Genomic DNA, 24,809 nt, shown 5'->3' on the forward strand with positions numbered 1-24,809 from the left:
GGGGCCCTCGGTCGCACCGAAATGCCTCTGCAGATCCGATTACGGCGACGATTCGGTGGGGACTCAGCGACGCCGGCGACGCACAGGTGACTGCGGTGATGGCGACGAGCATCAGTCCCACCGTCCATCGCCATGTCATCAGCACAACGTAGCGGCATCGCAGTTCAGGGTTTGTCGCTTCTGATTTTCGGGGACTATCGCAGCCATGAGGATTGGCGTCGTTGTCAGTGCGGTCGTAGCGGTTGTGGTGTCGTTTCTCGGCTCCGGCGCGTGGGTAGGGACGCCCATTGCCGAGGCGGCCGGCGGGGCGCTCGGTGCGACGTCGACGCTGGTGGCTCCCGCTAGTCCCGCGTTCTCGATCTGGTCGGTGATCTACACCGGTCTCGTTGTCTATGCCGTCTGGCAGTTCCTACCCGGTCGAACTGCACGTCACGACGCCTTGCGGGCACCGGTCATCGCGTCGATGTTGCTCAATCCGGCGTGGATTCTCGCGATTCAGTTCGGGCAGGTGTGGCTCAGCGTGGTGGTCATCGTCGCGTTGTTGGTTGCTCTCGTGCGCGTGTTCGTACTCCTGCAACAGCAACGCCCGGAATCCGTGGCCGACGCGGTGATCACCGACGGCACGATGGGTCTCTACCTCGGGTGGGTGTGCGTGGCCACCATCGCCAACATCTCGGCGTGGTTGGTCGATCTCGGAGTCACCGGTGGCGCGACGGTCTGGGCAGTCGTCGTACTGGCCGTCGCAGCACTGGTCGGGGTGACTCTGGCGCGCTACTCGAACGGAGCGATCGCTCCGATGCTCGCCATCGTGTGGGGACTGGGATGGCTGGCACAGGGGCGTCTCGGCGGCGAGCTGGCGAACGCCACGGTCGGATGGACGGCTGTATGTGCCGCAGCGATCGTCGCCGTCGTGACGGTGGGAATCAGGCTCCGATCACGGCGGTCGACGGTCCGTCAGGCGGCGTAGTACCTCCGCCACTGCGTTTCGAGGAAGTCGGACAGCGAACTCCCCGAATCGTTGGTACGCCAGGCGACGTGACCGTCGGGTCGGACGAGGACCGCTCCGGTCTCACCTACCTCGTACAGCGATATCAGTTCGTTGCGATCGACGCCGACGGGTGCGTCCAGCACGACGAGCGACATACCCGGGCGTGCATCATGCATACTCTCCACCACCGGCTCCCACGCAGAACCATCGAACGTGAACAGCGTCAACATGTTCGGGTCCAACACGTCGTGCGGCGAGACGAGTTGCCCGTCGACCGAGACGAGCGCATGCGGCAATCGCGCACCGGGGTACGTGGTGGGCACGTAATCGACAACATCTTCCACGGGCTTCGTCGACGCGTCCTGGGCGATCAGCGGACTGTCGTAGAGGTAGCCGAATTGCAGGCCGGTGGAGACGAAATGCTCCAACTGCAGTGGAATCGCCGCGGCAATTCCGGCACGCAGTTCCGCCGACCCGGGGACGTCCGGGCGCAGGCTTCGTGACCGACTCATCTGCTTGCGGGTTGCTGCAGCCGCGATGGGCGCGATCAGTCTGCCCGGAATCTTGTTCAGTGGTGCCCGCCCCACCGCCTGAGTTGCCTTGGCCAGCATGGCGTTGGTGATCCCAACGCGCTTGCCGATGTCGTCCATGCGGAAGTGGTTGGCCACACTCTGTTCGGCGAATTTCTCCACCACGGGCCGACGCTCGGTGTCGTAGGTGTCCAGCAGCTCCGGGCCTGCCGCACCAGAGAGCACGGCATCGAGCTTCCACGCGAGGTTGTGGGCATCCTGCACTCCCGAATTGAGCCCGAAGCCGCCGGTGTGCGGAAAGCGGTGAGCGGCATCGCCCAGCAACAGCAGCCGATCGTGGCGAAAGGTTTCGGCCGTCTGTGACGTCATCACCCACGTGCCCGTCGATTCGAGCGTGAAGTCGTTCGTACCCAACGCCTTCGGTAGCGTCTTCTCCCAGAATCGACGGCCGTTCGTGGCTATCTCCTGCGCTGGATGCAGATAGGCCGTCATCAGGATGTAGCGGTGGTCGGCGTGCGAGATGAGCACTCCGCACAGGTCCGGGGTGTAGATCCAACTCAACAGCGGACGCGCGTCGTCGGGAAACAGTGTGTTCGACGTGAAGAACGCACTGCCCATGTTGGCGAGTACCGGTCCGGTCAGCGATATCCCGGCTGCGTCGCGCGTCGCGCTGTTGGCGCCGTCGCAGGCAAGGACGTACGGCGCACCGAGATCGTCGACGTCACCCGTCAGGGTGCGGAAGGCGATACGCGCGTCACCGGAGTTCGATTCGACCGATTCGACGGAGACTCCGCGGCGAAACTCGATCAACGGTTCGGCGTCCACGGCGTCCCACAGCACGGGCATCAGAATGTGCTGGCCGATGTGCGACACCATGTACGGGCTCTGGCTTTCCACGATGGCTTTGCGTTCGGGATCGGACAGCAAATCGATCGACCCGATGGCGTCACCGGCCAGGTCGCCGTACCAGCTGATCAGATTGACCTGTTCGTGCGGAGGCGACATCGCCGCTATCGACTTGGCCAGTTCGGGGCTGTACTCGTTCCAGATCTCCAGCGTCCGAGCATTGATGACGTGAGCCGCCGGATGGAACAACGGACTGGTTCGACGCTCCAGCAGTACCGTTCGAATACCCCTGCGCGCCAGCAGAAGCGCTGCAGTGGTACCCGCCGGACCGGCACCGATGATGACGACGGGAGTGCTCATCGGACGACGGTTTCCTGGGTCCCCAGGTCGATCGACCCGTCCGGAGTGCGGATGGTGGCAGTGACGACGTCATCGACCGAGAGGTACTTCGGGTTCTTGGCTTGGCGTGCGAAGAAGAACTTCCACTTCAGTGCCGGCGGGATGAGTTCGCCGATCTTCTGGATTGCTTTGGGCGGCGCGGAGATTGCCGTGCCGATCGGCGTTCCGGTCAGCAGGATGTCGCCTGCGGTCATGTTCTGAAAAAGGGCCAGTCTGGTGAAGGCCTCGGCAGGAGGAGTGATGAGGTCGTCGCCGACGGTCTGGTCCTGACGGATCTCCCCGTTGACCGCCAGTGTCATGCGTAGCTCGGGCAGTCGTCGCAGCTCATCGTTGTCGAGCAGCACCAGCCGAGGGCCGAGTGGAGTGAAGGTGGGATACGACTTGCTCTCGTACACCTGCACTTTCGTCAACTGGATCTCCCGAGCCGACACGTCGTTGGCCACGACGAATCCGGCCACGTAGGACGCGAGGTTGTCGTCGGTGACGGTTGTCCCGATGGGGATATCGGCACCGACCACCACGCCCAGCTCGATCTCGTAGTCGAGCAGGGCTACCTCCGGCGGTTGCCGAATGGGATCGTTCGGGCCACTGATCGACGCGGACGACTTACGAAAGAACGTCGGCTGCAGGGTCTTCGGGTCCGAGCCGGCGTCGATCGCATGGGATCGGTAGTTAAGCAACTGCGCCACCACTCGGCACGGTGCGGTGATGGGTGAGAGGAGTTCGAGTTCGGCGACATTCGTCCCGGCCCCCGACGCGGCGTCGATGGCCGACCGGTCGGCCAGTAGCTCACGGGTGGTCTGCGCAGTGGTGTCGATCTTGACGGCCTGGTCGCCGTCGAGACGCCACCAGCCGTCCGTGGTTCGAATGATGTTGATGGGCATAGCTTTCGATCCCCCCTAGCAATCTGTCACAAAGTTTTCGGTGTGATGGTCTTCTTGTTGGCGATCACCGGCCGGCCGGGCCTGGTTCCGGCCTCACGCTGCCGCAGTTCATCGTGGGTCGCTCCGTTGCGGAGTCGGCTGAGGAGGTAGTCGGGGTCGATGTTGACGCCGATGGGATTGCGCGCAAATTCCTCGGTGAAGAAGAAGGCCGCAGTGTTGTCGGGGTCGAAGTTCTCCACTTGGAACTCCAGCCGAATGCCGTCGGGGTCCTCGTAGTACAGCGAGATCGTCGGTCCGTGGTTGATGGACCACACCGGGAGGATGCCCTGGCGCTTGAGTCGCACGTAGTTCTCCAGCAGTCGTTCCAGCGATCGGAAGGTCAGGGCGATGTGGTCGATGCCGTAGGCCTTGCGCCGCAGCTTGGCGAAGGGAAACAGGAACTTCACCGGCTTGGGTACTGCGATGATCGCGAGTCGATGCGACTCGTCGTCCCAGGTCAAGAACGTGATCTCGTCGTCCTGGTAGGCGATCTCGGCCCCGAATACCGTGCCGTACCAGCGGACCATCTCCTCGGTTCGCGCAGATTTGACGACCCAATGCGCGATGTAGTCGGGCGCGACCCGTTGCGTCTCGATCGTCGGTGCCTCGTGCGTTGCGCTCATGAATCGACCTTTCGTCGCGATCGGAGTGTGATCCAGATTAAGTGCAGTTTGACTGTCAGTCAATAATTTGACTGACAGTCAGTAGGTTGCGAGCGTCGACCGATGCCGTAGGTGAGTAGACGTCCGGGAATCAGGCGGGCGGGATCAGAAGGTGCACACGGCCGACGAGGGCCAGAGCCGTGTCGGCGTCGGCACCGTCGAACACCGCGGTGTGGATGCCGCGCATGGCACCGGTGAGCAGTCGGGCTGAGGCGGGGAGGTCCGTGGCGCTGTCGATCTGCCCTGCTTCGGCAGCGGCGCGGAGTAGTTCGGTGATGGCATCGACGAAGCTGTCGTGCCAACGCTCCGCTGTGCCTTCGGATTTCGGGACTCCGAGATTGCGGAACAGCACGTGCGTGCGCGGTGTCTCGTAGATGCTCTCGGCAGCTATTCGCAGAAATGTCTGCAGCTGCTCGAGTGGGGTGCTCGGCCAGCCGGCGTCCGCAGACCGTTCACGGATGCGTTCGATCAGAACGGTCGCAGCGTCGTCGACGGCGGCCTGAAAGAGTTGGCGTTTGTTGGGGAAGTGGTGGAAGGCCGTTCGGGGTGCCAGACCGCATTGCGCAGCGACACTTTCGATCGTGATGTCTGCGTAGTCGGCGTGCCGAAGCAGCTCCTGGGTGGCCTCGATGAGGCGTGTCGGTGCGGGCCCGGGTTCGTCAGTGGCCGACGACCCGGCCCAGCGGTACAGCGTGGTGGTGTGGATGCCCAAGTCCGTGGCCACGGCTGCCGGGCTTTCGGAACCCCCGAATGCCCGTGCCACCGCCTCCCGGCGATCGGCGAGTGTGAATCTCGAGACCCTGGCCATGATCGTGACAGTCTAGTGCAGCATTCGTGACAGGGCCGGTAGGAGAACTCGTGCGGGGACGATACCCGCCATCGCCGCCTGCAGAGCATTGCGGCGACCCGAAATAACATGTGGCCGTGACCGTTTGGCGTCGAGTTCCTTCATGGCGGTGGCGACGACGTCGGTCGGTGTCTGGTAGGTACCGGTGGCTGTGGCCGAATCGCCTATGACGTCGAAGAATTCGGTGTGGGTGGGGCCGGGGTTGAGTGCGAACACTCTGACTCCGTGTTGCGCTGCTTCGTACCACAGCGACTGGCTGAAGCTCAGCACGAAGGCTTTCGCGGCCGCATACACGGCAAGAGTCGGGACAGGTTGGAATGCCGTCGTGCTGGCTACATTGACGATGGTGCCTGCTGTGCGGGCGATCATGCCCGGCAGGAACGCCGAGCAGATGTCCACGACCGCGCGGATGTCGACGGCGATGAGCCGCTCGAAATCGTCGGCGTCGCCGTCGACGAACGGTCCCTGGACCGCAAATCCTGCGCTGTTGACGATGAGGTCGATGCGCTCGGGAACGATGGCGCGGAGCCGCCGACCACTGGCCTCCTCCGACAGGTCCCAGGGCACTGTTCGGCAGCGCACACCGTAGGTCGATTCGAGCTCGTCCGCCAGCGCTGTCAGACGATCTTCCCGTCGGGCGACGAGCACAAGATCGGAGCCGCGGGCGGCCAGCACTCGCGCGAACTCGGTGCCGATTCCAGAACTCGCACCGGTGACCAGCGAGCGGCCCGGACTGTAGCGAAAAGCCCTGCGGCTCATCGGTCCGAGCGCCCGAGCTCAGCGGCCGAGCGCCGGGCGAACTCCTCGTACGAGGTGGGTGCTCGTCCGAGCAGGGTCGGAAGAACCGTCAGGTCTCCCGCGGGCAGACCGTGGCCGTCGTAATGGGTCATCATCGTCCGGTACGCCTGACGTGCGTCTTCCGGCCAATTCTTCATGTCGCGGGGGTTCGAGGCGGCCTGCGCGCCGCGAACGAGGTGCCCGAGCGAATTGAGTTTCGTCGATCGCACGGCGTGACCGATGACGGTGGGGAGTGCAGGCAGCACGTCGAGCGAGTTGGTCAACGACGAGGGCGGGATTCGGATGGCGGTCACCGCATGCCCCAGCACGCGTGACCAGATCTCGGCCATCTGGTGTCGGGTGAGTTCGACCGCGGACAGGTCGTAGGTGCGGCCGGTGTGCGGCGACGGGTCGATCAGTACGTTCGCCGCGGCCTCGGCGACGTCGGCGAGATCGACGACACCCATGATGCTGTCCGGCGACACCGGGTACGGCATGACGCCTGCCTGCAGGAACTCCCACACTTCCAGGTAGTTCTGCATGTAGTGCGACGGCCTGAGCACCGTGGTGGGGATCCCGCTGTTTCGGAGCAGACCCTCGGCGATGTCCTTCTGGTGATGGTGTGTCAGCTGATGCAGGTCCGGATGGATGACCGAGTGAAACACGATGTGCTGCAATCCACTTGCCGGCGTCGTCGCGATCAGGTGCTCGATGATCGGTCTTTCGTCGATGACCTGGGTCGGTGCCGCGTGATAGAGCACGTCGGCTCCGGCCAGGGCTCTGTCGAGCGTGTCGGGCGACCGCAGATCGCCCACGACGACCTCGGTTGCCCCGTCTCGACGGGCGGTCGCAGCCTGACTGTCGTTCTTCACGACAGCGCGGACGGGCATCTTCTGCGCGGTCAGCTGCCGGACGAGCAACCGTCCGATCCCGCCTGCGGCACTGGTCACTGTGATCATCGGACCTCCTCGATGGTGAGCGCGGCAACTCCGGCTCGGTTGCATATATTGCAGATGAGCCGCAAATAACGCAAGAGGTCGACGCAAATGCCGACTCGATCTGCATTAGTCTCGGACGGTGCCCTCGAACGACGTCGACGATGCAGAGCAGTCGCGGCGCGCCCGCCCACGTCGTGATCGCCGTCAGGCGTTGATCGACGCCGCGATCGAGATGATCTCCGAAGGTGCCAGCGCAGACATCAGTGCGGCGGCGATCTCGCGCAGAGCGGGTGTGGCGCACGGGTTGCTCTTCTATTACTTCACCGACAAGCAGGGCCTGGTGCAGGCTGCGCTGGCCGACGTTCTGGGCAAGTTGTCCGACGCGCAGGGGCCGCAGTCCGAAGAGCGGACCGTCCGAGCGCGGCTGGAAGGATTCGTCCGACGGCACATCGAGTTTCTGCGGGATCACCGAGCGCTCTACTTGCGCGTGGTGCGGGAGGAGGAGTTCGGTGAGGCCGGCGTCGAGAGCGCCCTCCGGCAGGCTCGGGCCGAGGGCGAGCGTCAGGTCGCAGCCCTGGCCGAACTCCCGGATCCGTTGTCGCCGCTGGTTGCTGTCGCGATTTCGGGGTGGACAGGCTTTCTCGATCGAACTGCCGATGCCTTCCTCGAGACGCCGGATCTCGATCTGGACGAATCGGTCGCGCTGATCGTCGACGCATTCGAGGCCGTGGTCGAGTCCGCGACTCGCCGAGGTGCCGGGCCGCGGTGATCAGGTCGACCAGAAACCGCAAAGGCCGATTCCGAAAATTGCGCAGATTGCTCAATACCGAAGACTTCTATTGCGCAGCCCGCCGGGTTCTGGTCGACTGACGCCGGTTGCATCACAGACGCGACTGACTCGGCGCTTCGCAATCCGAACGCTTGCCTCATGGAGTGACGGGACCCCATCCGGTCCCGCCACGTCCACTCGATGCAATCTTTCGTCGCCTATTTCAGGAGTGCTCGCCATGACCAGCCTCAGCTCGACCACCGGCAATTCGACCGACGGTGATTCGGTCACCGGGGGGCGCGAAACCCTGCACGACATTTCCGAGCGGGTGCTGTGGCTGTCGACGTCGATGATCCACCACGCCAACCGAATCCGGCCCAATCCGACGGGTCTCAAGGTGGGCGGTCATCAGGCGTCGTGCGCGTCGATGGTCACCATTATGACCTCGCTGTGGTTCGAGCAGCTCGAAGCGGGCGACCGAGTGTCGGTCAAGCCGCACGCGTCGCCGGTGCTGCACGCCATCAACTACCTTCTCGGCGAGCTGGACGAGAAATATCTGACGACGCTGCGCTCGTACGGTGGGCTGCAGTCCTACCCGTCGCGCGCCAAGGATCCCGATACCGTCGACTACTCCACGGGGTCGGTGGGTATCGGTGCGACGGCACCTATTTGGGGCGCAATGTCGCGTCGTTTCGTCGACTCCGCATTTTCCGCGGACACCCCGAGCGGGTTTCGCGGACGGCAGTATTCGCTCGTCGGAGACGCCGAGCTCGACGAGGGTGCCGTGTGGGAAGCCGTCATCGATCCGGGCATCGGTGAGTTGGGCGAGATCGTCTGGATCGTCGACCTCAACCGGCAGTCCCTCGACCGGGTGGTGCCGAACATCGCCGCGCGTCGCCTCGAGAAGATGTTCGACGCGGCAGGCTGGCAGGTCATCACCGTGCGGTTCGGTCGGCTGCTCGAGAACCTGTTCGCGCGTACCGGTGGTGACGCCTTGCGGCGTCGCATCCTCGACATGCCCAATCCCGAGTATCAGCGGCTGTTGCGGTGCTCGGCGTCCGAATTGCGAGATCGGCTGCCCGGCAACGGTTCCGATGCCGCGGCGATCACCGCGCTCATCGGTGACCTCGACGATCTGATTCTCACCGAGTCGATTCGCAATCTCGGAGGCCATGATCTCGACGCGCTGCGCGAGGCCTACGCGCAGATCGACGACACCCGGCCCACGGTCATCATCGCCTACACGGTCAAGGGCTTCGGCCTCCCCACTCAGGGGCATCCGCAGAACCATTCGTCTCTGCTGACTGTCGACGAATATGCAGCTCTGGCAGACACTCTCGGCACCGACGTCGGTTCGCCGTGGGGCCGCTTCGACGACGCCACAGTGGCCGGGCAGTTGTGCGCCGATGTCGCCGAACGGCTGCGCCGCGAACCGGTGCCCGTCTCGGCACCGCCGGCAGTTCCCACCGACATCGGCCGTACTCCCAAGGGCACGGCCACGACGCAGGCCGCGCTCGGCCGCACCCTCATCGACCTGACGCGTGAGGCTCCGGATGCGGCGCGACGCGTCGTGACGGTCAGTCCCGACGTCAGCTCCACCACCAATCTCGGCGGTTGGGTCAACAAGGTCGGTGTCTGGTCGTCGTCGGAGCGGCACGACTGGTTCGGTGACGATGCCGAAACCATCATGCACTGGCGTGAGGGTCCCACCGGTCAACACATGGAACTCGGTATCGCAGAGACCAATCTGGTCGGATTGATGGGCGAGCTGGGTGCAACGTGGAGTCGGTGGGGAGAGCCATTGTTCCCCATCGGGGTGATGTACGACCCGTTCGTCGAACGCGCTCTCGAACCGTGGTCGTACGGCATCTACGCGGGCGGTCAGTCGATTCTGGTCGGTACGCCGTCGGGTGTCACGTTGGCTGCGGAAGGTGGTGCGCACCAGTCGATCAAGACTCCATCGATCGGTCTGGAGCAGCCCGGGTGCATCTCGTACGAGCCGGCTTTCGCCATCGACGTCGAGTGGACATTGCTCTCCAGTATCGCCAAGTTGGGTCGCCCGGACGGCACCTCGGCGTACCTGCGCCTGTCGACCCGTCCGGTCGATCAGACGTTGGCCGACGTGCCCAGCGATCCGGCGGCCCGCGAACGCAGGCGCAAGCAGGTGGTGGCCGGCGGCTACCCGCTCGTCCGACGAGACGGTGCCACCGTCACGATCGCGGCGATGGGTGCGCTCATGCCCGAAGCTCTCGATGCCGCAGCACGTTTGGAGCGCATCGGCATTGTCGCGGACGTCCTGTGCATCACGAGCCCGGGCCAGCTCTACCGAGCCGTCCAGGCGCGGCAGGGGCACGGCGACGCGGAGTCGTGGATTCTCGATCAGCTGTTGCCGGCCGATCGGGCGACACCGATGGTGACCGTCCTCGACGGCCATCCGCACACGCTGGCGTTCCTCGCGAACGTGAACCGCGTGGCGTCGACGTCGTTGGGCGTCAGCAACTTCGGTCAGGTGGGCTCTCTGGACGAGGTGTACAAGCATCATCACATCGACACCGATTCGATAGTCGGTGCCGCTCTGGATGTCACCGGTCAGTAGTGCCGCGGGTGCTCATTCGTCCACCCATTCCAAGAGGTCTCCGGGTTGGCAGTGCAGCACCCGGCACATGGCGTCGAGGGTGCTCAGGCGCACGGCTTTGGCCCGTCCGTTCTTGAGGACTGCGATGTTGGCGGGCGTCAGCCCCACGCGTTCGGCAAATTCGCCGACGCTCATCTTTTGCTTGGCCAACTGAACATCGATGCGCACCACGATGGCCATCAGATGACCGCGTCCATGTCGCTGCGCAGTTCCGTGGCCTGACTGAGCAGGGTCCTCATGACGACCATCAACAATGCGGCGACGGCGACGATGACGACGAGCAGGAAGAGCAGTAGCGGCAGGCCTGGGTCGTCGGCTCCGAATCCGACGTAGAGAAAGACGCCGACCAGCACCACCCAGGCCGCGGCGATCGACCACGTGATCGTGTCTACCCACACCAACGAAGCGCGGGTGAAGATGGCGTTGCGGTTCACCATCGTCATTAGCTTCCATGTCGCGATCACGACCACCTGAATGCACAGCACCCAGAAGATCGACACGATGGTCAGCGGCCATCGCAGGTACGCGGATTCGGGAGATTCCTGGGCCATATGGGCGAACTGCCCGGGCAACGACATGACTTGCATCAGCACCAGCACCGCGAACAACGCGGCGAGAAACAGGCGAAGCAACAGGACTACCACTCGATCTCCACTCAGCATTTAGCGAGTATCGACAGAAATCTATCGAAAGTCAATAGATCAATACGGTGTCCGGATCATCCAGTTCCGATTGACAGCGGGCGTACGGTTGTAACATTCGGCGAGGGCCAACGCCGTAGGTTGCTCGTTCACGGCGAAGGGTGTGATGGCCGCATCGTATGGGGGCGGGACCACGTGACCGATCGGACATCCGAGGAAACGCCGGACGACGCGGCTGCCGAGAGAGCGGCCGCAGCCGCGTTCGACGAGCAGATCGCGGCGGCACTCCCGAGGCGATCACACGTGCCGGGTGCGACGACGTATTTCGCGGAAGACACCTTCGAGGCGCTCGATGTGTTCCGCGGAATATTGCTCGAGCACAGCCGATTCGAGACTGTGCTGCAGGGCCTGTGCGAGCAGGCCGTCGTGGCAATTCCCGGGGCGGATATGGCGGGAGTGACCCTGCTGCATCATGATTCGGAGAATCCTGCCACCGCTGCATTCTCGGACGCTCGTGTGGTGGACATCGATGCCGATCAGTACCGAGCGGACGAGGGGCCGTGTCTCGAAGCTGCGCGCCACGATCGGTTGGTGTGCGTCCGAGTCGACGAGATCACCACTCGCTGGCCTGCATTCGCAGCCGCGGCAGCAGACATCGGAGTGCAGAGTTACCTGTCGGCACCGCTGGCAGTCGATTCCGAGCATGCAGGCTCGCTCAACATCTACGGCTTCGATGCCGGTGGCTTCAACGATATCGACGAAGTGGTGGTGAAGATGTTCGTCACGTCGGTCGAAGCGGCAGTATGGAATTCCCGGCACACGGCTGAGGCGAAGCAGGAAGTCGTCGGTCTTCGTGCGGCGATGGCGACCAGGGCGACCATCGAGCAGGCCAAGGGCATCCTGATGGCAACGCAGTCGATCACTCCCGAAGCCGCGTTCGCCGCGTTGGTGCAGCAATCGCAGCGAGAGAACACGCGAGTTGCCGTGTTGGCGGCTCGGATGGTCGATTCCGTCGGCCGATGGCAGGATGCCGAAGGGCCGTAGTGTCGGGGTCACACGGTCCACCGAGCACCATCAATGGTTCAGCGAAGCCGAACGATCTGCATCTCCGAAGGTCGAGAAGGTCAAGGCCCATGACGGACACTCCGATTTACGACGAACTCCAGCATTTTCTCGACATCGACACCGGCGGGGGGAGTCGGAAGATCGAGCCGGTAGCTCGGGCCGTTCCGGCCCCGGTAGCCGTGCACGGCCCACCCCGACATCAGAGGGGCTGACGGCAAACCCAGGGGGGCTCAGTGCGACGCAGCGGGGACGACGGCCGCGTGGACGTCGCCGCTGTAGGACGCCGGTAGTGGACTGCTGCACAGTGTGCGTGCCTCGTCGGTCGAAATTCCGAGTGCGCGGAGCACTCGCTCGGTGGTGCCGTCGACCGTCGCCGCTTCGTCGCGGTCGGGCTGTGCGAGGAGCAGACGGCCCATGGAGAGCAGCGAACCGGCGACGATCGCGAGGGCGAGATCCGGGTCGTCGACGTCGAATCTCCCTTGCGCTGCGGCCGATTCGATATCGCGACGCGACCGTGGTGCCAGGCCACCGGCCGCGGCGAATGCGGCGGCCTCGGAGTTGAGCAAGACGCGGCTCAGTTGCGGTTCGAGGCGGAACAGGCGCCCGGACAGTCTGAACGATTGGGTGAATTTCTCGACCGGGTCCTCGAAACCGACGGTGAGCGAATCGAGGTAGTCGCCGACGGACTCGAGAGCGGCGTCGATGGCGGCCTGCCACAGTTCTTCTTTGCTCTCGAAGTAGTTGTAGAACGAGCCGTTGCTGACGTCGGCGGCCTGCGTTATTTCGAGCACGGGTGCGTTGGTGTTCCCGTTGGCGAGTAACCCTTGGGCGGCCTGGATCAGCGCGGCTCTGGTGCGTGCCTTGCGGCGCTCGACGCGGTTGCCTTCGGTCACGATCTGCTCCTGCTCTGTGGGTCAGTGAGCGCAGCCTATCGCGAATCAAGTATGACGAATTCGTCAAAAAGCCTTGACGTACGACCGTGCCATCAGTGACGATATCGTCAACACCCTGTGAAGGCAGGGGCCTCGACTTCCGGCAGCACCGAAGGATCCCATGACAACGAACGCGACGATTCCGCAGTACCGCACCGACCTGTACTCCAACGACGCGATTCTCGATCCGTACCCGCACTATGCCCGGCTGCGCGCGCTGGGTCCGGTGGTGTGGCTGCCCCGCCAGCAGGTGTTCGCCGTCTCGCGCTACGCGGATTGCAAGGCGGTGCTGCTCGACGACGTGACCTTCATCTCGGGTGACGGTGTGGCGCTCAATCCCGTCGCCAATCGGCTCGGCCGCGGAACGACACTGAACAGTGACGGCGACGAGCATGCGACCAAGCGATCGGTGCTCGCGCATCGGCTCACTCCGAAGGCCGTGCGCAAGATGAAAGCGGCTGTGGAGGAAAAAGCGAACAGCATCGTCGACGCGGCACTGAGCAAACAGTTCGTCGACGGCGTGGACGATCTCGCGACAGCGCTGCCGATGTCGATCGTGCCCGATCTCGTCGGGTGGCCGGAGGACGGCCGCGAGGATCTACTCCGGTGGGCGGGGGCGACCTTCGACTCCCTCGGCCCCGTGAATCGACACTCGATCACCGCTGTCAAGGGTGCCGCAGAGATGCTTGCCTTCTCGCGGCGCGTGGTGCGAGACCGATCGGTGATTCCGGGAAGCATGGGCGACGACGTTCTGAAGGCCGCCGACGACAACAAGATTCAGAAGTCGGCATGTCCCGCGTTGATGATCGACTACCTCGGTCCATCGCTCGATACCACCATCGGAGCGATTTCCGGGGCCCTCGACCTGTTCGCGCGGCACCCCGAGCAGTGGCAGGCGATCAGGCAGGACCCGGACCTGATCCCCAATGCGATCAACGAGGTCGTTCGATACGAGTCGCCGATCAGAGCATTCTCGCGTCGAGCGGTCCGTGACGTCGAGATCGACGGATCACGAATCCCGAAAGGTGCTCGTGTACTGGTGGTCTACGCGTCGGCGAACCGCGACGAGCGTGAATGGGACAACCCCGACGCCTTCGACATCACCCGTGACGCCGCGCGGCAACTCGGCTTCGGTTCCGGCGTGCACGGGTGCGCCGGCCAGGGGCTTGCCCGTCTGGAAGCCCAGACCATGCTCCGGGTGCTGGCGCAGCGGGTCGAGAAGTTCGTTCCCGCAGGAACACCCGTACGAGCTGTCAACAACGTCATTCATCGATACGAACGGTTGCCGCTTAAATTGGTGGCAGCAGAAGGGACACAGCCATGAGGATCGACGTCGATTGGGATCGCTGCGAGGGCCACGGCATCTGTGCCGAACAGGCACCCGAGGTGTTCAGCCTCGATGAGGAGGGTGAACTGCACTACGCCTTCGATGGCAACGACATTCCCGACGACCTCGCGGCCTCGGCCCGGTCTGCGGTCGGCGTGTGTCCGGTGGCGGCACTGCGAGAACAGGCGTGAGCTCTCTCGAGAGCAGGATCGTCGTCGTCGGAGACTCCATAGCCGCGTGCACCGCTGTCCGCGAACTGAGGGCCCGCGGACACGAAGGTCCACTGACGATGATCGGGGCCGATGCCGACGGTTGCTACGCGCGGCCGCCGTTGTCCAAGCACGTGCTCAAAGGCGAAGCAGCCGAGGCGGAAACGTGGGATCTGTCGGACCTCGAGATCGAGGCGATCGGTGATCGGGCCGTATCGGTGAATGCCGAGGCCCACACAGTCACGACCGCCGCCGGTACCGATGTTCCGTACGATCGGTTGATCGTCGCCACCGGAGCGGCTGCACGTCGCATTGAGGCTCCCGGGCAAAGGGGCGAGACGGTGCTGCGGACCTTCGACGATGTTCGGGCACTAAGTCCGAAACTCGATGCGGCGCAGACGGCGATCGTCGTCGGTGCCGGATTCCTCGGCATGGAGGTCGCCAGTGCGTGCGTCTCGCGCGGAATCGCAGTCACTGTCGTGGACGTCGACCCTCCGTTGAAACGCCTACTGGGTACTTACCTGTCCGACGCGATTTCCGCCCGGGCCGAGGCAGCGTCGGTCGAGTTTCTCCGCGCGGACAGCCTGGTTACGTTGACGGGCAACCCCGTTACCGGGATCGAGCTCGCGGGCCGCACCCTCGACGCCGATGTGGTGGTCACCTGCGCCGGTGATGTGCCCGAGACCGAGTGGTTGAACGGTACCGGTATCGCCGATGATCGCGGTGTTGCGATCGACGATCGTTGCACCACTACGCTTCCCGAAGTGTTCGCCGCAGGCGACGTCGCGTATTCACGTGCTGGTTCCGGTCGAGCCCCGTTCTGGTCCAATGCCGTCGCGCAGGGCAAGGTCGCAGCGGCCTCCGCACTCGGCCTCGAACCCACGTGTGCGCCCACCGACAACTACTTCTGGACCGAGATTCTGGGACTGTCCATCAAGGTCGTCGGTCCTCTTCCGCTACTGGGTAATCCGACCGTGCTAGAGGGTTCCGTCGACGACGGATCGGCGCTGCTGCAGTGGAACCACGAGGACGGCCGCACGACCATCGTTGCCTACGGCATGAAGAAGGCTGTCGGCCTGCTCCGACGGCTTGCTCGCGAATCCGCTGTTCCCACTACGTAAGGAATTTCATGGCTATCGGCTCTGCGTCCGGTCTGGTTCGTCGTCTTCCCGAGGCGGTTGGGCTCGCCCGGGCAGCGATCGGCATCGCCCACATGGTTGCGCCCACTCGCGCCAACGAACTCCTCGCCGGGCCCGACGCGGCGGTGGCGACGACGCGAGCTGCGGCTCGCACCTTCCGGAATTCGTGAAATCTACATCGGCGGCGGCCTGTATGCGGCAACTCGGTACGCGCCGAAGGCCGTGCGCACTCTGCTGCGAGCAGGTGTGGCCGTCGACGTCTGGGACACCGCGGCGTTCGCGCTCACCGCTCACCTGCCGCAACGAACGAGAACAGCCGGCTGTGCAATTGCCGGAGGCTTCGTGATCGCCGGAGCGCTGGCAGACCTGCAACTGGACCGGTAGTCGGCGGTGGACAACATCGCTCGAGTCGTTCGCGCGGCGAGCATCAGTGCTGTTCGCCTCTACAACCGACTGGAAGTGACGGTAGCGCAACCGGTTCCGGATACCCCGGTGCTGTTCGTCGCCAACCACGGGTTCGGCGGAGTCATCGATCTCAATGTGTTCGCATTCTCGGCCGCATACGACGAGCTCGGTATCGACCGCGAGCTGATCACGTTGACCCACCAGATCGCGTGGACTCTGCATGCCGAGAAGCTGATCGAACCGTTCGGTGCCAGGCCCGCCGGACGACAAACGGCCCTGGACGCTTTTGCGGAGGGCAGCAATGTCCTGGTCTTCCCGGGCGGTGACGTCGATGCTTTGAAATCGTGGCGGCACCGCAACGACATAGTGTTCTCGGGTCGGACCGGGTTCGCCCGTTTGGCAATCGAGGCGGGGGTGCCGGTCGTCCCCGTCGTCACAGCAGGAGCGGGGGAGTCCCTGCTGGTACTCAGCAGTGGTAAGCGGTTGGCGAAGGCGCTGAGGTTGGACAAGGTACTGCGGCTCAAAACGCTTCCGCTGTCGGTGTCCATACCGTGGGGCGTCAATCTCGGTCTGGTTGGGCTTCTTCCGTACCTGCCGCTGCCCACCAAACTCGAAACGACGGTGCTCGCACCCATGCGCCCCGAGGCCGACGAGACGGCCGAGGAGTTCGCAGTGCGGGTGCACTCGGCTATGCAAGCCGAACTCGACGAACTGACGAAGGATCGGCGACCCGTCATCGGATGACTCGCCGAGCCGGGATTGCCGTCATACTCGAACCATGCGTTCGAAGCAGAAGATTCTCGACGCCACCCTCGGGCTCATTGCCGAGGGTGGGTTCGAGGATGTCACCATTGCGGCGGCTGCGCGGGCGGCGGGCGTGACGCGCCAGACGGTGTATTCGATCTTCAGCACGCGCGAGGACATGATCTCGGAGGCGATGGTCGGTCTTGTCGTCGACGTGATCGGTGGCATCCGGGCAAAGGCCGATCAGGCCGAGACGCCGTCCGAGTTCGTCGTAGAGACTATTGTGGCTGCACGCAACCTCATTCGACGAGAACCGGTGCTCAATTCTCTGATGCGTTCAGGCAACGCCAACCCGTTGTTCGATCCGGACATGATGGATCGAGCCGAACCGGTGGTGCGTCAGTTCCTCGACGGTTACATCGAACGCAATCCCGAATTCGATGCGACGCGGTTCGATGGTATCGATTCCGTGCTTGTGCGTAACGGGCTGTCCGTCATCTTGTTCGACGACGCGCAGATCCACGACGACGACGGTTTGCGGTCATACCTGCGGCGCTGGCTGATTCCGCTCCTGTTCTGACGGACCCCCAAAACTTGACACCATAAGCCGCATCTGTCTAGTTTTGCTTCGCACGTGCACGTGACACAGGTCTCGATGCGCGCTGCTGCACACCATTGGGGGGGTACGTGTCGAATTTGAATCGCCGGTCGTTTCTCGGCGCGACTGCGGTTGCGGGATTGGCCGCACTGTCGGGCGCGGGGGTGGCGCGAGCAGCGGGCGGGCGACGCGTCCAGATCCCTCTGACCCGCGAGGACCACCGGGTGGTGATCATCGGATCGGGGTTCGGCGGTGGCGTCGCCGCATTGCGACTGGCCGAAGCCGGGGTGCCGGTTCTGGTGCTCGAGCGCGGAAGGCGTTGGAACACAGGCCCGAATGCGGACACGTTTCCCGATGCAACGTCACCGGACAAGCGGATGCTGTGGCACGGTTCGAGTCCCAACCTGTTCGGTAGGCCTTTTCCGTTCGATCCGTACGTCGGCCTCCTCGAGGCGGTGCCCGGGGACAACATGACTGCGCTGTGCGCGGCCGGTGTCGGAGGCGGATCCCTGATCTACCAGGGAATGACACTGCAGCCATCGCAGCCGGTGTTCGAGGAGCACTTTCCGGCCGGTCTGGATTGGCCGACTCTGAATCGGGTGCACTACCCACGCGTGGCGCGGATGTTGCAGCTCCAGCAGGCTCCCGACGAGTTGATCGGTACGCCCAATTATCAAGCAGCGCGGGTGTTTGCGGCCAATGCTCGTCGAGCGGGTCTGCCGGTGTCCAAGATCCCGATGCCGATCGACTGGAACTTCGCCCTCGACGAGACGCGCGGGGTGATGGCACCGTCGTACACCGATGGGTCCGGTGCATTCGGAGTCAACAACGGCGGCAAGCACTCCGTGGACGTCACCTACATCGCGGCCGCCGAGGCGACGGGGCTGGCCACGGTTGCGACACATCACCACGTGACGAGTGTCGAGCGGCGTGACGACGGCCGTTGGACGGTGTATGTCGATCGAATCGACTCCGACGGAACGGTATTGGAGAACAAGGTACTCACCGCCGGCGCATTGATCATGGCGGCGGGCAGCCTGAACACCACGAAGCTGCTCGTGCGTGCCGGTGCCACCGGAGCGATCTCGGACTTGCCGGACCAGCTCGGACAGGGTTGGGGCACCAATGCCGATCGCATCTACGTGTGGTCGAGCATCGAGCATACTTTCGGTGCGCCCCAGGGCGGTCCGGTGGTGTTCGGCAGTCTGAACTGGGACGACCCGAACACTGCGCACACCGTCATTCAGGCCTCGATACCGCCGTTGTCGTTCGATGCCCACAGCACGATGCTCGTCGGGTACGGAGTCAGTAGCGGCCGCGGCCATTTCGGCTACGACTCCTCCATGGACCAGGTTCGACTACATTGGCCGGCCAACGGCGACAGCCTGATTCAGGACGGTTCGATCGATCCGACGGTGCGTCGTATCGCCGGATCGGGCAGTGTTCTCACCGATACCAATGCACTGTTCCCGTCCACCTGGCATCCGTTGGGTGGGGCCAACATGGGCGCGGTATGTGATCTCGACGGTCGCGTACACGGCCAGCGAGGACTGTATGTCCTCGACGGAGCGCTCATGCCCGGTACCACCGCAGCGTGCAACCCATCCATGACCATCGCCGCACTGGCCGAACGTGCGTTGGACAACATCGTTGCCGACGATATCGGCTCCGTTATTTGACCCCCACCAGAAAGAGACCGATGCATCTGTACCGCAACATGATCGGCGTCGCAGTCACCGCCGTGCTCGCGTCTTCCCTGACCGTGCTCGGCAGCTCGGCCGCGAATGCCGACCCCGTCGACGACTTCTACGTCCCTCCAGTTCAGGTCGTCGACGACCCGGGGGCCGTGTTGCGGACACAGCCGATGTCACTGTTCGCGGCTTTGCCAGGTGCGGACGGTGCCTACCCCGTTCAGGCGCAGCGGGTGCTGTACTCGTCACGGACGCAGGACGATACGCCGGTGGGCGTGTCGGGCACGTTCATCGAGACCGAGGTGCCCTGGCGCGGTGCAGGCCCGCGGCCGACAATCGTCGTCGCGCCCGGCACGGTGGGTCAGGCCGATCAGTGCGCTCCTTCTCGTGCGTTTCCGACGACTGTCAACGCTGTGACACAACCATTGTCGATCTCGTTCAATCAGGAGTTGTTGTCTTCCACTCTGTGGGGATCGATGGGTGCCAACGTGTTCGTGACCGACTACGTCGGGTTGGGAACGCCCGGTGTGCACACCTATGTCAATCGTGTCGAGCAGGCTCATGCGGTGCTCGACGGTGCTCGTGCCGCGAACGAGCTTCTCGGTGATACCGATGCACCCGTTGGTATCTGGGGGTACTCCCAGGGCGGTGGGGCGGCAGCCGCGGCGGCCGAACTGGCCTCGGAGTACGCACCGGGGCTGAATGTGAAGGGCACCTGGGCCGGAGCTCCCACAGCGGACTTGCTCGAGGTGTTGAAGACCGTCGACGGGACGCTGATCGGAGGGGTGATCGGCTATGCCCTCAACGGGTTCGTAGAGCGGGATCCGAGCTTGCTGCCGCTCGTCGAAGAGCGACTCACCGATCACGGCAAGGCAGTGCTGAACGATCTGTCGACGCAGTGCATCGGCGACACCATTCTGAAGTACCCGTTCCTGCGAACCGAATCGTTGACCGCGGACGGTAAGTCGATGCTCGAGAATCTGGGCACCATTCCGCAGGCGGGTCGCATCCTCGAGGCTCAGCGGATCGGTCGTAGTACTCCGAACGCACCGGTGATGATCACCAGCGGACTCAACGACGACACCGTGCCGTACGGTCAGGCCCGGCAGTTGGCTCAGGATTGGTGTGGGCGAGGGGCCACGGTGGAGTTCCGAACCAACCCGTTGCCGCCGATTCTGCAGGGTGCGGTGTTGCCCAACCACTTCGGGCCGCAGCTGATCGACGGGTACGGCGGCGCCGCTGCAAAGTTCCTGATGGATCGGTTCGCCGACGTCCCCACGGCACCATGCTCCATCGAATGATCGGTGGCCGCAGGCGCTGGCGGCTGGTGCGAGAATTCGTACTCCGGCACCGCTGCCCCGCACGCCTGAGCGCCGAGCAACGCGCCGCTGACTATGTCGCGATAGCAGAATCGTTCGGGGCCTTCTGGCCTCGCGACACACGACGAGTTCGTGTGCTGATCAGCAGTTTCGGCGATCAGGATCCCGATGCAGTCCTTGCCGCGATGCGCCCGGTTGCAGCTCCGGTTCAGCTCCACCCGGTGGTGCGGGTGTGGAATCGTGCCGTCGACTAGGGCGGCGTCGACACCGCTGCGCTCGACCCTGTTGCGGTCGCGGCGTCGGGTGGAGGCTGTGATTGCAGGCGGTGGGCCGGACATAGTCTTTCAGCCGATCGTCCGTGCACGCGATGGGGTGATCGAGGGATACGAGGCCCTGTCGCGTTTCCCGGCGGGCGGCGGTGACACCGAGGCGTGGTTCGCGGATGCAGCGCAGTGCGGCCTCGGTCCTGTTCTGGACAGATCTGCGGCCGTCAAGGCATTGGGCGAATCAGCGCGTCTGCCGGATGGTTGCTTCGTTGCGGTGAACCTCAGTGCTGCAACGCTACTGGTCGATGCTGCCCTCGTGGATGTGCTGCTCGACTTCGGCCGACGACGGTCACTGGTAATCGAGCTCACCGAACATGCCGCCCAGGACGACGAGGATGCGGTGATGGCGGTGTTGGCCGAATTTCGACGCGGCGGTGTCGCTGTCGCAGTGGACGATGTGGGATCCGGGTACGCAGGTATGCGGCAGCTTGTCGTGCTCGAGCCGCAGATCATCAAACTCGACGCGTTCGTCGTTCACGGCATGAAAGGCAATCGCGTGAAGTCGGCCTTGGCCGAACTGGTGCTCGAGTTCGCGCGAAAAACCGAGGCCAGGTGCGTGTTCGAGGGCATCGAGACCGACGACGACCTCGAAGCGGCCACGTCGATCGGGGCCGACCTGCTGCAGGGCTTCCGAGTGGGCCGTCCTGCTGCGGTGTGATCAGATCTGACCAGCAGGTTGAGTACCGCCCAACTGTGGGTATGCGGCGGATTAGGAACGAGACGAGTTCCGAAGGCCGATGCGGTCGAACGGGAGACACGCGGCACCACCACCGAGGGTGAATCGAAGGAGACGGACTGATGGCCGATGACGACAGTGACATCAAGACGGAGTTCGATGACCTCGTCAACATGACGGCGAAGGAACTCGACGAGTTTCTCGGCACCGACGACTCGAAGGACGTCGGGCAAAAGAAGGAGGGCGGTGAGTCGACGGGCCACGAGAGCGGCCGCCGCATCGTCGAAATCCTGAAGACGAAGAAGGCGGACCTGTCCGACGACGACTACGAGCACATGCGAAAGGTCGTCGGCTACTGCAAACGACACCTTGCTCAGCGGCCCGACGGGGACATCACCGACACCAAATGGCGCTACTCACTGATGAACTGGGGCCACGACCCGAAGAAGAAATGATCTCGCTTCGCTGACGGAAGGTCTGCTCCACTCACCACCATTGCCCAATCGCGTTGTGCGACAACGAGTCGTCAGTCGGCAGTACGGCCGGGTGGGATGAACCTCAGGCGTCGTCGACCTCGCTACGGATCCCCGGTGCGTGTGCCAATCCGACACTGGCCGTTGTGGTGAAACCGTGTTTCTCGTACAGTCGCCGCCCGGGAGGATCTGCCATCAACGTGATGTACGGATCGGCAGGTGCTGCCTCGACGATGGTGTCGAGCAACCATCTCAATACCTGATCACCGAGACCGCGGCGCTGATGGTTCGGTGCCGTCGCCATGTCGACGATGTGGAAGTACCAGCCGCCATCGCCGATGATCCGCCCCATGGCGACAACGTCGCCGCTGGCTTCATGGACGACATGGCAACCCGCCCATGCATTGCGCAGGGCGGGCGTCGCCTGCTCCGCGGTGACCGGTGTGAGGCCGGCGTCGAAGCGGAGCCGACGATACGATGCGAGGTCGGGCACGGTGGGCACCAACCGGTAGTTACTCACGACGACTCCTCTTGCTCGAGAATCCCGGATCCGCATCCCGGTCGACCCAGCGTGCGGTTCAACTTCGGGCGGCACACATGCTGAGCGTGACGCACAGTGATTATGTGGGTGGCGGCGTCACCAGGCACCACTCGTTGCCCTCGGGGTCCAGGAGCACCTGAAAGGACCCCGCCGCATCGGAGTGTCGGTCCCCGACAACCGTCGCGCCGAGGGCAATTGCCTGTTCGACGGCTATGTCGATACCGGGCACGTCGACGTCGAGATGAAGCCGGTTCTTTCCGGATTTGCCCTCCGAAACCCGCTGGAACGCCAACCGAGTGAACCCGGGGACATCGACGAAGTGCCACGAATTGTCTCGCATCACAGGCTGCCCGCCGAGCACCCGGGCCCAGAACTGAGCCAGCACAGCTGGCTCCGTGCAGTCGAAAACGACCTCGTCGATGCGTCCGATCATGGTGTCATCGTATGCACCCCTGGTAACCCTGTGCTTGTCGAGACAGGTCGTATCGACCCAGGGCGTTGGCCGTCGTCATGGCTCCTGAGGTGTGGCTCGTAGACCGATCCGGTGAAGGCCGCGATCCGGCGGTGACTTACGCGTTCGGACGAAGTCTGCATCCACGTGATCATCGTTGGCGGATATCTCACTGTGGACCCGACCGATCGACAGCACTATCTCGACGGCTGCGCCGAGGTGGTCCGGCTGGCTCGCGCCGCACCGGGGTGCATCGACTTCGCGCTCGGAGCAGACATTGTCGAACCAGCTCGTATAAACGTGTACGAATGCTGGGCGAGCGAGCAGCAGTTGCACGACTTTCGTGAATCCGGTCCGAACTCCGAGCAGACCGCCGCGATCATCGACGCGAAAGTTCGCGAATTCTCCGTGCTGGAGTGACGGTAGATGAGCCGTCGAGCTCGCTGCCGGTGCGACACTGCCCTCAGCTGGGATGGGTGGACATCTTCACGTGCGGGATTCCCGCTTCCAGGTATTGCTCTCCCACCCGAATGAATCCGAATCGCTCATACCATTTTTCGAGGTGTGCTTGCGCGGACATCTCGACCACCCCGGGGTACGCCTTCAGCGCGGCCTCGACGAGCTGCCCGGCATAACCGCGCCCACGCCCCGCAGCCGCAGTTGCGACGCGGCCGATGTGGACCGAATCGTCGACGAGCACTCGGAGAGTGGCCAACACCTCACTGTTCTCGTCCTGGACCCAGAACAGCTCCGTCGTCGGAAGTAGGTCCGCGCCATCGAGTTCGGCCTCGTCGACGATCTTCTGTTCGTGCACGAATACCGCGACCCGCAGCGCCATGATGCGATACAGGGTGCTCGGGTCGACGCGCGAGAGCGGTGCGTGATGGAGGGTGGTCATCGGGTCCGTTTCGTCGTTTCGGCTTCGGGATTCACACCGCGAGCGGCACAACGGTTCCCGGCGGTACGTCGTTGTATCGGGCCGTGATCTTGTTCAGTTCCAGCTGGTAGTACAGGGACTGCAGGCCGAAGACGAACGTGAGCAGAAGTCCGACGACCGAGCTGCACGTCGGCTGAAGGCCGGCTGCGCGTTGGGCGTCGGCGATGCGGTTTCCGGTGTTGTAGTAGCTGATCAACGGCGCGATGATGGTCCAGCCGAGGAGGAGCAGAACCAGCAGTGGGCCGACGACCGGCGGGTCGACCTTGCGTCGGTCGAAGTCCGCCATCTCACGGTGGATGAGGTAGTACCAGACGAAGTGGTAGATGCCGAGAGTGATGAGCGGCAACAGAATCCAGACCACAACGGGATTTCGCCGCTTCATAGCGCTACCTTGGGCAACCGGACCGGTCATGACGCTCCCCCCCACCTTGTCGGACACGACAGACGCCGCATGTCCGTGGACCGCACGATTCTCCCACGTCGGTGGGTCCGTACGCGAGGTCTCGCTCCGTGCGGGAACACTCCGCACGGTCACTACACGAGCATGCGGTCGATAGAACGGATCAGCGGTCGATTCAGATCGACGATGCTTGGTTGGAACCTCACTGCTCGGGGGATCATGTGTTGGTGGACGACGACGATGTTCTGGCGGTGTTTCGGCATGCATTCGACTGCGCGCGCAGCGGTGACGCCTCGTGGTTGCAGTCGTTCTTCGAGGCCGGAGGATCCGTCGACCTGACCAACGACAAGGGCGACACACTGCTGATTCTGGCGGCGTATCACGTACAACCGGGTGCGGTGAGCACGCTGCTCACGCTGGGGGCTGCGGTGGATCGCGTGAACGACAACGGCCAGACAGCATTGGCGGCCGCGGTGTTTCGTCGGTCGACGCCAATTGTGCGGATGTTGCTGGAGGCAGGCGCGGACCCCGCAGCCGGAGCTCGATCGGCACACGCAATCGCCCAGTACTTCGAGTTGGACGACATGGCAGCGATGCTGACCGAGCCCCAGTCGGGGTAGC

31 protein-coding genes are annotated in these 24,809 nt (G+C 63.9%); 18 read left to right on the forward strand and 13 right to left on the reverse strand.

All coding sequences use genetic code 11. The features are described from left to right. Positions 1-205: 205 nt before the first annotated feature. Complete coding sequence (locus tag AB0P23_RS10020) at positions 206-967, forward strand: tryptophan-rich sensory protein (RefSeq protein ID WP_045841065.1); 762 nt, start codon at positions 206-208, stop codon at positions 965-967. On the opposite strand, the gene AB0P23_RS10025 is transcribed toward AB0P23_RS10020, so the two are convergent. From AB0P23_RS10025 to AB0P23_RS10050, 6 genes are all read right to left on the reverse strand, one after another. After that, complete coding sequence (locus tag AB0P23_RS10025) at positions 955-2,724, reverse strand: FAD-dependent monooxygenase (protein WP_283542707.1); 1,770 nt, start codon at positions 2,722-2,724, stop codon at positions 955-957. The two genes, AB0P23_RS10020 and AB0P23_RS10025, sit on opposite strands and share 13 nt — an antisense overlap. After that, positions 2,721-3,647, reverse strand: coding sequence for a fumarylacetoacetate hydrolase family protein (locus AB0P23_RS10030; protein ID WP_032400441.1), 927 nt, complete (start codon positions 3,645-3,647; stop codon positions 2,721-2,723). The genes AB0P23_RS10025 and AB0P23_RS10030 overlap by 4 nt, the downstream gene beginning before the upstream one ends. Positions 3,648-3,673: 26 nt before the next feature. Then, positions 3,674-4,309: a VOC family protein gene (locus AB0P23_RS10035; RefSeq protein WP_206497773.1), complete on the reverse strand. Its 636-nt coding sequence runs from the start codon at positions 4,307-4,309 to the stop codon at positions 3,674-3,676. 130 nt (positions 4,310-4,439) lie between these two features. After that, positions 4,440-5,156 carry a TetR family transcriptional regulator gene (locus AB0P23_RS10040; protein WP_283542706.1) on the reverse strand — a complete coding sequence of 239 codons (717 nt, stop codon included), beginning with the start codon at positions 5,154-5,156 and terminating at the stop codon, positions 4,440-4,442. Positions 5,157-5,168: 12 nt separating this feature from the next. Beyond that, positions 5,169-5,954, reverse strand: coding sequence for an SDR family oxidoreductase (locus AB0P23_RS10045; RefSeq protein ID WP_283542705.1), 786 nt, complete (start codon positions 5,952-5,954; stop codon positions 5,169-5,171). Then, the gene (locus AB0P23_RS10050; protein WP_283542704.1) at positions 5,951-6,931 is read right to left on the reverse strand and encodes an NmrA family NAD(P)-binding protein; all 981 of its coding nucleotides are present in this window, start codon (positions 6,929-6,931) and stop codon (positions 5,951-5,953) included. The genes AB0P23_RS10045 and AB0P23_RS10050 overlap by 4 nt, the downstream gene beginning before the upstream one ends. 118 nt (positions 6,932-7,049) lie before the next feature. On the opposite strand from AB0P23_RS10050, the gene AB0P23_RS10055 reads away from it, so the two are divergent. Together AB0P23_RS10055 and AB0P23_RS10060 are read left to right on the forward strand one after the other, a co-directional pair. Further along, positions 7,050-7,679: a TetR/AcrR family transcriptional regulator gene (locus AB0P23_RS10055; RefSeq protein WP_288124327.1), complete on the forward strand. Its 630-nt coding sequence runs from the start codon at positions 7,050-7,052 to the stop codon at positions 7,677-7,679. Between the two features lie 238 nt (positions 7,680-7,917). Beyond that, complete coding sequence (locus AB0P23_RS10060; protein WP_363797405.1) at positions 7,918-10,275, forward strand: pyruvate dehydrogenase; 2,358 nt, start codon at positions 7,918-7,920, stop codon at positions 10,273-10,275. Between the two features lie 12 nt (positions 10,276-10,287). Here AB0P23_RS10060 and AB0P23_RS10065 read toward each other — a convergent pair whose 3' ends face one another. Continuing rightward, positions 10,288-10,494 carry a helix-turn-helix transcriptional regulator gene (locus AB0P23_RS10065; protein WP_027495448.1) on the reverse strand — a complete coding sequence of 69 codons (207 nt, stop codon included), beginning with the start codon at positions 10,492-10,494 and terminating at the stop codon, positions 10,288-10,290. Then, positions 10,494-10,976, reverse strand: a complete 483-nt coding sequence (locus AB0P23_RS10070) for a DUF2975 domain-containing protein (protein WP_363797407.1) — start codon at positions 10,974-10,976, stop codon at positions 10,494-10,496. Before AB0P23_RS10070 ends, AB0P23_RS10065 begins: the two co-directional genes overlap by 1 nt. A gap of 174 nt (positions 10,977-11,150) precedes the next feature. On the opposite strand from AB0P23_RS10070, the gene AB0P23_RS10075 reads away from it, so the two are divergent. Then, positions 11,151-11,999, forward strand: a complete 849-nt coding sequence (locus AB0P23_RS10075) for a GAF and ANTAR domain-containing protein (RefSeq protein ID WP_363797409.1) — start codon at positions 11,151-11,153, stop codon at positions 11,997-11,999. Positions 12,000-12,250: 251 nt separating this feature from the next. Here AB0P23_RS10075 and AB0P23_RS10080 read toward each other — a convergent pair whose 3' ends face one another. Then, positions 12,251-12,913 (reverse strand): TetR/AcrR family transcriptional regulator, encoded by a 663-nt coding sequence (locus AB0P23_RS10080; RefSeq protein ID WP_322544656.1) that lies wholly within the window; start codon positions 12,911-12,913, stop codon positions 12,251-12,253. A gap of 160 nt (positions 12,914-13,073) precedes the next feature. Here AB0P23_RS10080 and AB0P23_RS10085 point away from each other — a divergent pair, with 160 nt between their 5' ends. From AB0P23_RS10085 to AB0P23_RS10140, 12 genes are all read left to right on the forward strand, one after another. Beyond that, on the forward strand, positions 13,074-14,276 hold the full coding sequence (locus AB0P23_RS10085; RefSeq protein WP_363797411.1) for a cytochrome P450: 1,203 nt from the start codon (positions 13,074-13,076) through the stop codon (positions 14,274-14,276). Next, positions 14,273-14,470, forward strand: a complete 198-nt coding sequence (locus AB0P23_RS10090; RefSeq protein ID WP_363797413.1) for a ferredoxin — start codon at positions 14,273-14,275, stop codon at positions 14,468-14,470. Before AB0P23_RS10085 ends, AB0P23_RS10090 begins: the two co-directional genes overlap by 4 nt. Continuing rightward, positions 14,467-15,609, forward strand: coding sequence for an FAD-dependent oxidoreductase (locus tag AB0P23_RS10095; protein WP_363797415.1), 1,143 nt, complete (start codon positions 14,467-14,469; stop codon positions 15,607-15,609). The genes AB0P23_RS10090 and AB0P23_RS10095 overlap by 4 nt, the downstream gene beginning before the upstream one ends. An 8-nt stretch (positions 15,610-15,617) precedes the next feature. Continuing rightward, positions 15,618-15,797: a hypothetical protein gene (locus AB0P23_RS10100; RefSeq protein WP_363797417.1), complete on the forward strand. Its 180-nt coding sequence runs from the start codon at positions 15,618-15,620 to the stop codon at positions 15,795-15,797. Between the two features lie 52 nt (positions 15,798-15,849). Continuing rightward, the gene (locus tag AB0P23_RS10105; protein ID WP_363797419.1) at positions 15,850-16,011 is read left to right on the forward strand and encodes a hypothetical protein; all 162 of its coding nucleotides are present in this window, start codon (positions 15,850-15,852) and stop codon (positions 16,009-16,011) included. Positions 16,012-16,017: 6 nt separating this feature from the next. Continuing rightward, positions 16,018-16,776, forward strand: a complete 759-nt coding sequence (locus AB0P23_RS10110; protein ID WP_363797421.1) for a 1-acyl-sn-glycerol-3-phosphate acyltransferase — start codon at positions 16,018-16,020, stop codon at positions 16,774-16,776. A gap of 34 nt (positions 16,777-16,810) precedes the next feature. After that, entirely contained in the window at positions 16,811-17,356 is a 546-nt protein-coding gene (locus AB0P23_RS10115) for a TetR/AcrR family transcriptional regulator (RefSeq protein ID WP_027495457.1), read from the forward strand. 107 nt (positions 17,357-17,463) lie between these two features. Further along, complete coding sequence (locus AB0P23_RS10120) at positions 17,464-19,053, forward strand: GMC oxidoreductase (protein WP_363797423.1); 1,590 nt, start codon at positions 17,464-17,466, stop codon at positions 19,051-19,053. A 20-nt stretch (positions 19,054-19,073) separates the two neighbouring features. After that, positions 19,074-20,366, forward strand: a complete 1,293-nt coding sequence (locus AB0P23_RS10125; protein ID WP_363797425.1) for a lipase family protein — start codon at positions 19,074-19,076, stop codon at positions 20,364-20,366. Continuing rightward, a complete protein-coding gene (locus tag AB0P23_RS10130) occupies positions 20,363-20,638 on the forward strand; it encodes a hypothetical protein (RefSeq protein ID WP_363797427.1) in 276 nt (91 codons plus the stop codon). Before AB0P23_RS10125 ends, AB0P23_RS10130 begins: the two co-directional genes overlap by 4 nt. Next, the gene (locus tag AB0P23_RS10135; RefSeq protein ID WP_283348704.1) at positions 20,625-21,368 is read left to right on the forward strand and encodes an EAL domain-containing protein; all 744 of its coding nucleotides are present in this window, start codon (positions 20,625-20,627) and stop codon (positions 21,366-21,368) included. The genes AB0P23_RS10130 and AB0P23_RS10135 overlap by 14 nt, the downstream gene beginning before the upstream one ends. A 140-nt stretch (positions 21,369-21,508) precedes the next feature. After that, the gene (locus AB0P23_RS10140) at positions 21,509-21,841 is read left to right on the forward strand and encodes a DUF3140 domain-containing protein (RefSeq protein WP_032387659.1); all 333 of its coding nucleotides are present in this window, start codon (positions 21,509-21,511) and stop codon (positions 21,839-21,841) included. 103 nt (positions 21,842-21,944) lie between these two features. On the opposite strand, the gene AB0P23_RS10145 is transcribed toward AB0P23_RS10140, so the two are convergent. Together AB0P23_RS10145 and AB0P23_RS10150 are read right to left on the reverse strand one after the other, a co-directional pair. Then, the gene (locus AB0P23_RS10145) at positions 21,945-22,379 is read right to left on the reverse strand and encodes a GNAT family N-acetyltransferase (RefSeq protein WP_363797429.1); all 435 of its coding nucleotides are present in this window, start codon (positions 22,377-22,379) and stop codon (positions 21,945-21,947) included. Positions 22,380-22,479: 100 nt separating this feature from the next. Further along, complete coding sequence (locus AB0P23_RS10150) at positions 22,480-22,833, reverse strand: VOC family protein (RefSeq protein WP_363797431.1); 354 nt, start codon at positions 22,831-22,833, stop codon at positions 22,480-22,482. 165 nt (positions 22,834-22,998) lie between these two features. Between AB0P23_RS10150 and AB0P23_RS10155 the strand changes: the two genes are divergently transcribed. Further along, on the forward strand, positions 22,999-23,271 hold the full coding sequence (locus tag AB0P23_RS10155; RefSeq protein ID WP_363797433.1) for an antibiotic biosynthesis monooxygenase family protein: 273 nt from the start codon (positions 22,999-23,001) through the stop codon (positions 23,269-23,271). A gap of 43 nt (positions 23,272-23,314) precedes the next feature. Here AB0P23_RS10155 and AB0P23_RS10160 read toward each other — a convergent pair whose 3' ends face one another. Both AB0P23_RS10160 and AB0P23_RS10165 read right to left on the reverse strand, forming a co-directional pair. Then, a complete protein-coding gene (locus AB0P23_RS10160) occupies positions 23,315-23,749 on the reverse strand; it encodes a GNAT family N-acetyltransferase (protein WP_283348702.1) in 435 nt (144 codons plus the stop codon). 31 nt (positions 23,750-23,780) lie between these two features. Then, positions 23,781-24,170, reverse strand: a complete 390-nt coding sequence (locus AB0P23_RS10165) for a DUF4234 domain-containing protein (RefSeq protein ID WP_230073142.1) — start codon at positions 24,168-24,170, stop codon at positions 23,781-23,783. A 245-nt stretch (positions 24,171-24,415) separates the two neighbouring features. Here AB0P23_RS10165 and AB0P23_RS10170 point away from each other — a divergent pair, with 245 nt between their 5' ends. Then, positions 24,416-24,808 carry an ankyrin repeat domain-containing protein gene (locus AB0P23_RS10170; protein WP_283348701.1) on the forward strand — a complete coding sequence of 131 codons (393 nt, stop codon included), beginning with the start codon at positions 24,416-24,418 and terminating at the stop codon, positions 24,806-24,808. The last annotated feature ends 1 nt before the right edge of the window (position 24,809 follow it).

The sequence above is a fragment of the Rhodococcus sp. NPDC077669 genome, from assembly GCF_040686915.1.
Classification (GTDB): Bacteria; Actinomycetota; Actinomycetes; order Mycobacteriales; family Mycobacteriaceae; genus Rhodococcoides; species Rhodococcoides fascians.